Here is a 9,520-nt window from a genome sequence, read left to right on the forward strand (position 1 = left end):
CGACAATGCGTATGAGAGCCTGCTATGCCTTGAACGGGTGGAAAGCGGGCGTCCGTTAGACGAACGTCATCGGACGCGTGGCGGCATGGCCGAGAAGGGTAGAAAGGAGACGGTCCACTTTCGAGGCCGGCATATCGGGAAGCCAACATGTCGAGCTGCTGAGGGAAGGTCCACATTTCCCTTTCGCTGTCCCGTCAGGTGGTGATTGCTCCGTCCAGCAGAACGATCCCTTCCTCGTCCTGCGCGCTCAACCGGATGATCCTGCTCCAGCCACCGTCTACGTCCTTTCGTCCTTCGAAGACGTAGAAGGTGTGCTAGTCGTGGTCGTACTGTGTGACAAAGGTCATCGGCTGGTCGCCGTGGTAGAGCCAGTGCGGTTCGAGACGCCATCTGGGAGCGGATCCGGCCGATTTGAAAAGAGGCTTCACTTCCTCGATCAGCCAGACGTCGAGACTGCCGGTTTCGGAAGCGTCCCATCGTTCGTACATGAACCGCGCGAAACCATCCTCAATGCTCGCATCGCAGACCTCGGAGACGAAGCTCTGCAACCTAAAACGGAACTGACCGAACGGGCTTTCGAGCTCCCTTCGGATGGCCTCCCCTTTTGCCTTGAACTTCGCGCGAAGCTCTTCGCCCCTGGACATAGCCTGGCCTCCGTCCGCCTTCGGTGGGATGTGGAATGTCGCGTTTGCGGTGACGCAGACAAGTGCGAGGAATGGCCGAGAAGGGTCGATAGCAAGCGTCCGTTAGATGATCGTCACCGGCTGAGAGACGGCGATAAGAGATTGTGAAAGCGCGGTTTGGTCGCAGTCGCGGCCAAGCAAGCCATAGCGATGTTATGCTCTGACGTTTACGGTAGACGCACACAGTTTCAGCGTACCGGAGTAGAGACGATCGACATCACCGCCTGCGACCGCGAGCCGATCCACGTTCCTGGCTCGATTCAACGCTACGGCTGTATGTTAATTGCCGATGCCGAGCTGCGCATCCTTCGTTCTGCTGGTGCCGGCGAAAGTAACGCCCTGCTGGGACAGAATCTCACCGAACTTGTGATCGGGCGCGAACTCTTCGAACCGGCCACTGCACCGGACAGGGGCGTGCGGATCCTCGGCGCCGTGTCGTTTCGCGACAAGGCCAAGGATGGCCCCTGAACATTAAAGGGGCCTATTGGCTCGAGCATGGAAGCGAAGCACCAGGTGCAACAGAACGAATGCGGCTAGATGCGCGGCATCTCTTTCGACGGCGACGGCGCCGATCACAGCGGCCGTCCTGGCGCTCGCGCACGCAATGGCTCGGCGTCAGTGCGGTTCTGCTGCTGGCCGCCGTTGTCGGTGGCCCCGATATGGCTGAGCGCGTCTGGACCGGCATTGAGGGCAGTGGCGGCGTCCCCGCGCCCCGTGTGCCGACATCGATAGGCGGCGAGACGTTCGCCGGCGTCGTGACGCAGATCACCGACGGCGACACGTTTCGCATAGGCGATCGCGTAGTTCGCCTCTGCGGCGTGAATGCGCCCGAACGTGGCGAGCGCGGTTACAGGGAAGCCGGCGCCTATCTCGGCCGACTAATCGACGGACGTCGGTTTCGTGCCGTGGCGTCGGGAGTGGNTAGTTCGCCTCTGCGGCGTGAATGCGCCCGAACGTGGCGAGCGCGGTTACAGGGAAGCCGGCGCCTATCTCGGCCGACTAATCGACGGACGTCGGTTTCGTGCCGTGGCGTCGGGAGTGGTTCGGTCTGTGACGGCCGATCGGACCCGACAAGCTATAACCGGGTGGTTGCGACGTGTTTTGTGAATGGGCAGGACGTCGCCGCTGAACTGGTTCGAGGCGGCCATGCCGTGGATTGGCCCCGCTACTTGGGCGGTCACTACGCCCGGTGAGGATCTGGTAAGCGGAGCGCGCAAGGGCGCGCGAGCGGCCTGGAGGCGGCAGGGATCGTCACCCGAAGGGCCGAGACCCGCTGGGGCTCGGGGAGCAAAGCGCGTAGAGCCCGGCCCGAAGGGGCTGTTAGGCTCCTTATCTCCAGAAAACTGCCCCTTATCGATCGGAATAGGGGTGCATTTTTAGGGTTTCACAAAGCGGACGTTCCGTTGTTCCACTTTGTGACAGATTTGGAACGAGCCCAGTCTACCCTGTAGCGAGACGCAGATAGCGGATGGGTTACAGTAGGTTCGGTTCGTCCGAGAACGCGCTAGCCTTCTACGGAACGGACGACCCTTCCGCCCAGTTACAGTAGCCTACCAGCTAATGGAGACTCCTTATGGATCACAGCAAACACGTTCGACTTTCCAGCGGCGAACTGACGGAAAGCGTGCTAAACGATGCCACCATCTATGGTCCCGACGACAGCAAGATCGGCAGCGTTTCGCATGTCCATGGTGCTGGCCCGGCCACGCAGGTGGTCATCGATGTTGGCGGTTTTCTCGGGATTGGCGCAAAACCTGTTTCGGTTCCGGTCAGCGACCTTGAGTTCATGCGCGATGAGGATGGCAACGTTCACGCGGTGACCACATGGACTAAGGATCAACTGAAAGCGATGCCGGAGCATATGGATCGCTAAGGCTATCGGGCCCGGTGACCCCGGGCCCTTTACGTCGCTCTTTTGCGCGTCGCATCAGCGGAGCTTTTTGCTGCTCCATTCCGCGCCGATCTCGACCTTGGCGAAGAACTGACCCTCGGGCTTCCGGACAAGTTGAATAGCGGAGGCAACCAAAGGCCCCACTGACGCGGGGCGATCAAACGCCGTGTGCCTGGCGCACGACCTTTTTGCATTAGCCTCGGTCAGTCCGTTGGAGCCGCCGCGCTTTCAGGGCGTCGATCATAAGAGCCTGCACCTGCTTGACAAAAGATGCGCTGAATTCGCCGATACAGTTCCCCGGCTCAAAATAGAAGCTGCGCGAAGGAATGTCCTCGTTGGCCTCGTCCGCGTCGCGTTGGCTGCCGCCATCGTTTGGCTCGAGCCTGGGTTTGCCAGCTTGGGTGATGGAAAGCTCGTCTTCCTGGCTATATTTTCACTCATCCACGCCATGTTTTTCATTTTCGGCGTAAGCCAAGCCCGCGTTCTTGATGCATCTAGGACGTACGGACAGCAGCTCGCCCTTAGCACCGAGACGCTGATAAGCTCTTAGAACAAGGCAGGCTAACGCTTCCTAAGCTGCATTTTGCGAAGCGAGGGTCAACGCCATGTCGAGCAACGAGCCCCGTGCGACGCTGCTCTGTGAACGGGGTCGGCGTCCGGCATCGTCCTAAAGCGGGCTCGGCACGCCTCCACGATCAGATTGGAGCGGGGCGAGCGGAAGCCCCTGATCCCAAAATGGTCCACCTTCAAAAGTTTCGACGAGGAAATCGATGAACGCCCGCGAGCGGGCGGATTGGTTACGCATCGAAGGGTGCAATGCATACATCGCGATCGGCGGTCGCATATGGTCCGCCAGAACGATCGAAAGCGCCCCGCAGCGGACTGCGTCATGAACGATAAACGTCGGAAGCATTGCGACGCCGAGCCCGGCGATTGCGGCTTCGCGGACAGCGTCCCCATTCGCAAACTCGAGGCGGCTGGTCACTGACGCAACGAAGTCGTCGGCAAATCGCCAGTACGAGGATTTGTGACGGAGCGAGTAGAAGACGCCGGGAAACCGACTGAGGTCCCGTGGATCCTCCGGCGTTCCTAGACGCTCGAGGAGCGCTGGGCTTGCCACGCAGGCATGTCGGATTGTCACGAGCCGGCGGGAGATCAGCGACGAGTCGGCAAGTTCCCCGATGCGGATCGCCAGATCGTAACCGTCACTGACCAAATCGACCACTCGATCGTCGGTGTCGATCGACAGCGTCACAGCCGGGTGGCGCTCCATGAAGACTTTCACAGCAGGCGCGAGGCAATACGTCGTCAGCGAGACGCCAGCCGCGATGCGAATTCGACCTCGGAACTCGCCACTCGCATTCGAGGCGGTTTCTTCAGCCTCAGTCAGTCCGGCCAGAAGCTCGACAGCACGTTGATGAAACTCGCGCCCCACGTCCGTCAGCGTCACGCGGCGCGTCGTTCGATCGAACAGCCTCGCCCCAAGCCTGTCTTCAAGTTCGCGGATCCGGCGGCTCACTGCAGATTTGGCGATGCCAAGCCGTTCCGCTCCAGCGGCAAAGCCGCCGGCGGAAACCACTGCAACCAACGCTCGCAAGTCTTCGAACCGATCCGCCATTCCCCATACTCGACCGAGACGGTTCCAAAATCAATTTCAGGTTCTTGTTCCGAGAACAATCTGTCCTCGCTTCGGCGGCTTCGCGAGAACCTGCGAACACGTACTCTCGCCTTTGATCCCCATAAAGGGGCCCACTTAAGCGAAGAGGATATGAAGCATGGCGAGTGAGAAGATCCGTAACCCGCAGACCGACCATTTGATCACACCGGAGAACTCGGCGCTTCTCACCATCGACTACCAGCCGGTCCAGGTTTCTTCGATCCGCTCCATGCCGCGTGATGAACTCGTTTTCAACATCACCGGCGTTGCCAAGGCTGCGCTCAATTACGGTGTGCCGATCATTCACTCGACGGTGAATGTGTCGACGGGCCTCAACAAGCCAGCGATCCAGCAGCTTCAGGACATTCTCGGGCATCTCCCAACCTATGACCGGACCACGATCAACGCTTGGGAGGATGTGGAATTTAAAGAGGCTGTGAAGGCGCTGGGTCGTCGCAAGCTCATTATGACCGCCCTCTGGACCGAGGTGTGCCTGACTTTCCCGGCGCTCGACGCGCTTCAGGAAGGCTACGAGGTTTACGTTCCCGTGGACGCCGTTGGCGGCACGTCCGTTGCGGCCCACGAAGCAGGCCTTCGTCGCGTCGAACAGGCAGGCGGCAAGATGAGCAGCCGCGTCCAGCTTTACTGTGAATTCCAGCGCGACTGGTCGCGTCAGGCGACCGTCCCCGGCTTCATGGACGTCTTTGAAAGTGCTGACGGCTTCAATCCGGAGAAGGCCGCAGCTGCCGGCGCTGTCTAAAGCCTTTTGGCCTGGTGATCATTCAGCCCGCGGAGCCAGGGTCTCCGCGGGTTTCATGCGCACCAGCGAGTTCAGCGCGCGAGATCGGCCGTACTCGGCCGCCGCGACGGTTCAGTTTCCCAAATCCACGAACGACACGCTCGATCTTGTGAAGGCGGCGCAGCGCGCCGCCCACGCGATCTACCGGGATGGCTTCCGCTATTCGAAGGCCGGCATCGTGATGGACGATCTGATCGCGACCAGTCCGAACGCCTGATGACCGCAATTGACGCGGTGAACGCCAAGTTCGGCCGCGGCGCGACTGGCAGACCAAATTCGACATGCGATCCCCGCAGTACACGACACGGATTGCCTAACTACCCCCGCATTCAGTCCTAATTTGCCGTGCAAATTCACATTCTTGAAACACGCGATATCGGTCGCTGACGAGGCGAGGCCTAATCAAACCAAATTCGGTCTAAGATGGCCGGTGATGCGGATCAGGATGGTGGCACGAAACTTGCCCCAATTCTTCTCGAAAGCGTTCCACGGGCCGTTTCTCGGCCCGTGTCCGTTCTTCCGAAGGAAGTGGAGGAATAGAATTGTTTGGTTTGGTTTTTGGGTGACAAGTGTGTCACCCCCTTATTCCTTGGGGAAAGAACGCCGCTGAAGGGCTGGAACGCCACCTTGGGCTCTTCCGCGAGCCACGCAGCAAGGCCCTTGGCCTGCTCGTAGAAGGGCCGGACCTTCTCGGTGATCGTGACGACCAGCCCAAGGTGCATCCCGCGATGGTTGCGCTTGATGGTAAGCTGCACGTAGCCGAAGCGAACGAGGTCAACGAGATAACGCCGGATCGTGCGTGTCGATCGTGACATGATGTTCCCGGCCGTGCCCTTTGTGATTTCCGTCTCGCTGCCTTTCCCGCAGCGCGCCCGAATAACCTGCAGGAAAGCTTTAGCGTTCGGCGTCAGACGATCGTCGCGTGCGGCCGTGGTCGCCATGTCGCCGGCGTATTGGCGGCTGTCGTTGGGCGAGGGGCGCGTGTGGCGCGGTCGCGCTGGCGCGTTCTGACGATCGGCCTTGGCGGTTTCCTCGCGGCCGACATTCGCTGATCGGCGCTGCGCCTCGGCGACCGAAATCAGCCCGGCCTTCTGGTCACGCCAGATGGCAAGACGCGCCAAATGGTCGGGATGCGATGGCCCGTCAGGCAGTGGAATATGGGCGAACAGGTCCGCCACGGCGGCCCCTCCTTGCGGAAGGATAAGCGCCGTCGCGCGTGCGCTCATGGGCGCGCGAGTTAGTTCTGCCGTCATGGTCTCTCCTTGCAAAAGGGCAAAGCGAGGCCGTGGCGGGAAGCCGCAATTTCACTTGACGATGTGGGTGAGGGAGTGTAATTCTGGCGCTGCTACACTAATCCAGAATGAGGCTCCGGCGGCTCCCGCTTCGGGGCCTTTTTCTTTGCCTATGGCGTCTCCGCGATTTCGGTGATGATCGGCACTACGCTGCGTCCTTAGAGAGGGCCGCAGCGTCGTCCGGTGTCAGGGTGTTTGGATCGGTCTTCGCCAACAGAAGGCGCAGCACTTCCGACCGCGATGTAAGGTTCAGCCTGCTTTTGATCGCATCGAGCGTTTCCAGCTCGCGCTCGAAGAAAACGGCTTCCATGGCCCGCATACCCTGCGCGCGGCGGCGAGCGCGAGTATCGGCTTGACGACTGCTTAGACTTTTTCCGGGCATCGAATCCGACTCGGCAAAGTTACTAGTGCCATGCTGGAGGGATTCGCGATAAAAGGCTACCCCTGATTGTTCATTTGGGGTCAGCCTCACGCAAGTAAGTACCCCGGATTCAAGGGGAGGTAGTGGAACCGTCTGCCGGAATTTCTCTCGCAGGCTCCGGTTCAACGAGGGCCGGACAGGATTCAAATTGAGGTGATTGCGTGCCGTTTGCGGCGGCACGCTAGCGCCAAACATCTTCCGGCCGTGTAAAATCGCTGCTCTGGTCTGCCCCGTTAGGTGGCCCGGTTCAAATCTAATGCATGGTGGGCTTTGCGGCCACGGTTGAGATGACCGGCGCGGTGTAGCGGACGCCTTCCCGTGCGAACTGTTCGACGCGCGGTTCGTGTCGAGGCCTGACGGAAAGGTCCATGGCTCCGGTTCGGCGGATCGCCTCGATCTTCTCCAGGATCTCAGCGAGCGATGTGGACGAGACCCGCGGCGTCGGGTCGCGCAATCAGGACAGGCGGCTTTGACGCTCATGCACCTTGTCGTCGATTAGGGCGTCGAGACGCGCCCGCATGTCGCCGTCGAAAGCGACATCGATCGCGGCGACCATTGTAGCGTCGGCGCGGTACATCGCTTCGGCGGCCAGGCGCTCGACGACGCTGGCACCGGGGATCACAATGCGGCGGGACCGCATCTCGCCGAGCAGCTGGTCGAGGAGGGCGCGGCCGTCGACGAGGGTCTCGGCTTCCCGGGTCAGCCATGTCATCAGATCGGCGCGCAGCGGACGGCTGAGATCGCGGAAGCCGAACCGCGCCTTGATGGCGGCGAGCTGGTCGTAGCGCGTCGGTGTACGGCGCGCGAAGTCGGCGATGACATCGGCGTCGACCCCGACCTGTTCGGCGATATGGTCGAGCATGGATGTGGGCAGCAGTTCGCCCCGACGCAGATGCCGTCCGGGATAGCGCAGGGCACAGAGCTGGAGGGCATAGCCGAGCCGGGTCGCAGGCGTGCGCGCCGCTGCGACCGCGGCGAAGTCCTCCGCGTCGAGGCCGTAGTGGTGGATCACCGCCGGCTCGGTGTCGGGCAGGGCTAGCAGCTCGGCGCACTGCCTCGCGGTCATGGGTATGCGTCCGGGCACTGTCGAACCTCCAGAAACCTCTTGCCTTTCGGCATTCAAATGAAAGAGGATTGTGAAAGCCGGAACACGATGCAACGCCGTTGTACCGTTCGCTCCTCCAGATACGGCCGTTTGTGAAAGGCCCGAGGCTTGAGCGCACCTCCCTACCTGATCGGCTATGCCCGCGTGTCGAAAGGTGAAGAGCAGTCGAACGCCGCGCAGCGCCGGGCGCTCGACGGAGCGGGATGCCGGCGCGTCTTCGAGGAAACGGCGAGCGGCGGACGCTGGGATCGGCCCAGGCTCCAGGAGATGGTCGGGCAGCTTCGCGAGGGCGACGTCGTCGTGGTCTGGAAGCTCGACCGCCTGTCGCGCAGCCTGAAGGACCTCCTGCACATCATGGAGCGCATCCAGTTCGCCGGCGCCGGCTTCCGCTCGCTGACCGAGGCGATCGACACCACCACGGCCGCGGGCCGCATGATGATGCAGATGGTCGGCTCGTTCGCCGAGTTCGAGCGCGCGATGATCCGCGAGCGCACTTCCGCCGGGCTCGCTCAGGCGCGCGCAAAGGGGCGGATCGGCGGTCGCCGCCGCAAGCTCGGCGACAAGCAGCGCCGCGAGATCGCCGAGTCCGTCGTCTCGGGTCGCAAGTCCGGCGCCGAGATGGCCCGGCTCTACGGCGTCAGCGAGCCCACCGTCTCGCGCATCGTCGCCGCGTATCGGCAGGGGTTAGGAACGGCGCTTGCCTGACATTCTCGATACCGGACGGGATCGTTCTCAGACCATCCGCTTTCGGTCAGGATCGTGCAAAATGGACGCGGAGGCTGTGAATGTCCGACCTCGATGAGCTGCGCGGCTTTCATGCGAAACTCATGGCAACCGCTAGCGGCTCGAACGATCAGCGTCTTAAGCGTGTTTTCGAACTCGTGCCCCGCGAAGCATTCCTAGGCCCCGGTCCCTGGAAGATCATGGTCAATCGACGCTATGTCGAGACGCCGAGCGCCGACCCTGCCTATGTCTACCAGAACGCCCTGATCGCGCTCAACAGCGCGAAGGGCATCAACAACGGTGAGCCCTTTCTGCATGCCGCCTGGATCGGTGCTGCGGCGCCTCGAAGCGGCGAGACTGTGGTGCATGTAGGGACGGGCACTTGGTACTACACCGCGCTCCTGTCGCTTCTGGTTCTGCCGAACGGACGGGTCCACGGATACGAGATCGATGCAGACCTGTCGCGTCGTGCGGTCGACAACCTGGCGCCGTTCGAGGGAGTGAGCGTTAGGCATGGCGATGCCACTCAAGCGGACATCGAAGACTGTGACCTGATCTACGTGAACGCGGGGGTTGTTTCGCCCCCTTCGGCTTGGCTGAAGGCACTGCGTCCCGGTGGCCGAACCATCTTCCCATGGAGCCCGTCGACCAGCCTTGGGATCACGCTAATGCTGACGAAACTCCAAAAGGGATTTGCGGTTCGTCCGTTGGGACCGTCCTGGTTTATTCCCTGCATCGGCGCATCGGACCCAAATGCTTGTATCAAGGTGCCAAGCATTCCTGAAGCGCGGTCGATTGCGACTGCGTGGCTCACCGAAGATCGGGGGCCAGACGATACCGCCGTTGGCATATGCTTAAACGTCTGGTTTTCAGCATCATCCCATTGAGGCGGCGGCTCCGCAACGGGTCGTTACAGGACGAAGCGGCCCAGCTCGTTGGCTGGAAACGT

At 61.4% G+C, this 9,520-nt stretch carries 11 protein-coding genes and 1 pseudogene; 7 read left to right on the top strand and 5 right to left on the bottom strand.

Annotated features, from left to right (window positions below):
• Window positions 1-314: 314 nt before the first annotated feature.
• Window positions 315-644, bottom strand: a complete 330-nt coding sequence (locus NDN16_RS20665; protein ID WP_251115303.1) for a hypothetical protein — start codon at window positions 642-644, stop codon at window positions 315-317.
• A gap of 156 nt (window positions 645-800) precedes the next feature.
• Here NDN16_RS20665 and NDN16_RS20670 point away from each other — a divergent pair, with 156 nt between their 5' ends.
• Together NDN16_RS20670 and NDN16_RS20675 are read left to right on the top strand one after the other, a co-directional pair.
• Window positions 801-1,151, top strand: a complete 351-nt coding sequence (locus NDN16_RS20670; RefSeq protein ID WP_251115304.1) for a hypothetical protein — start codon at window positions 801-803, stop codon at window positions 1,149-1,151.
• Between the two features lie 1,105 nt (window positions 1,152-2,256).
• The gene (locus NDN16_RS20675; RefSeq protein ID WP_251115305.1) at window positions 2,257-2,556 is read left to right on the top strand and encodes a PRC-barrel domain-containing protein; all 300 of its coding nucleotides are present in this window, start codon (window positions 2,257-2,259) and stop codon (window positions 2,554-2,556) included.
• 685 nt (window positions 2,557-3,241) lie between these two features.
• Here NDN16_RS20675 and NDN16_RS20680 read toward each other — a convergent pair.
• On the bottom strand, window positions 3,242-4,192 hold the full coding sequence (locus tag NDN16_RS20680; RefSeq protein WP_251115306.1) for a LysR family transcriptional regulator: 951 nt from the start codon (window positions 4,190-4,192) through the stop codon (window positions 3,242-3,244).
• Window positions 4,193-4,349: 157 nt separating this feature from the next.
• Here NDN16_RS20680 and NDN16_RS20685 point away from each other — a divergent pair, with 157 nt between their 5' ends.
• From NDN16_RS20685 to NDN16_RS21185, 3 genes and pseudogenes are all read left to right on the top strand, one after another.
• On the top strand, window positions 4,350-4,991 hold the full coding sequence (locus NDN16_RS20685) for a hydrolase (RefSeq protein ID WP_251115307.1): 642 nt from the start codon (window positions 4,350-4,352) through the stop codon (window positions 4,989-4,991).
• Window positions 4,942-5,247, top strand: a complete 306-nt coding sequence (locus NDN16_RS20690; RefSeq protein ID WP_353050240.1) for a DinB/UmuC family translesion DNA polymerase — start codon at window positions 4,942-4,944, stop codon at window positions 5,245-5,247. Before NDN16_RS20685 ends, NDN16_RS20690 begins: the two co-directional genes overlap by 50 nt.
• A gap of 37 nt (window positions 5,248-5,284) precedes the next feature.
• Window positions 5,285-5,347: pseudogene (locus tag NDN16_RS21185) on the top strand (DUF4113 domain-containing protein); the annotation flags it as partial.
• 123 nt (window positions 5,348-5,470) lie between these two features.
• On the opposite strand, the gene NDN16_RS20695 reads toward NDN16_RS21185, so the two are convergent.
• The 3 genes from NDN16_RS20695 to NDN16_RS20705 all read right to left on the bottom strand — a co-directional run bounded on the left by NDN16_RS20695 (window position 5,471) and on the right by NDN16_RS20705 (window position 7,809).
• On the bottom strand, window positions 5,471-6,283 hold the full coding sequence (locus NDN16_RS20695) for a helix-turn-helix domain-containing protein (protein WP_251115309.1): 813 nt from the start codon (window positions 6,281-6,283) through the stop codon (window positions 5,471-5,473).
• A 184-nt stretch (window positions 6,284-6,467) separates the two neighbouring features.
• Window positions 6,468-6,632 carry a hypothetical protein gene (locus NDN16_RS20700; protein WP_251115310.1) on the bottom strand — a complete coding sequence of 55 codons (165 nt, stop codon included), beginning with the start codon at window positions 6,630-6,632 and terminating at the stop codon, window positions 6,468-6,470.
• A gap of 565 nt (window positions 6,633-7,197) precedes the next feature.
• Window positions 7,198-7,809 (bottom strand): DUF4158 domain-containing protein, encoded by a 612-nt coding sequence (locus NDN16_RS20705; RefSeq protein WP_251115311.1) that lies wholly within the window; start codon window positions 7,807-7,809, stop codon window positions 7,198-7,200.
• A 147-nt stretch (window positions 7,810-7,956) separates the two neighbouring features.
• On the opposite strand from NDN16_RS20705, the gene NDN16_RS20710 reads away from it, so the two are divergent.
• Window positions 7,957-8,553, top strand: coding sequence for a recombinase family protein (locus NDN16_RS20710; RefSeq protein WP_251115312.1), 597 nt, complete (start codon window positions 7,957-7,959; stop codon window positions 8,551-8,553).
• An 80-nt stretch (window positions 8,554-8,633) separates the two neighbouring features.
• Window positions 8,634-9,458 (top strand): protein-L-isoaspartate O-methyltransferase family protein, encoded by an 825-nt coding sequence (locus NDN16_RS20715; protein ID WP_251115313.1) that lies wholly within the window; start codon window positions 8,634-8,636, stop codon window positions 9,456-9,458.
• Window positions 9,459-9,520: the final 62 nt, after the last annotated feature.

Origin of the sequence: Aureimonas altamirensis (genome assembly GCF_023702225.1) — a bacterium.
GTDB classification, from domain to species: domain Bacteria; phylum Pseudomonadota; class Alphaproteobacteria; order Rhizobiales; family Rhizobiaceae; genus Aureimonas; species Aureimonas altamirensis_B.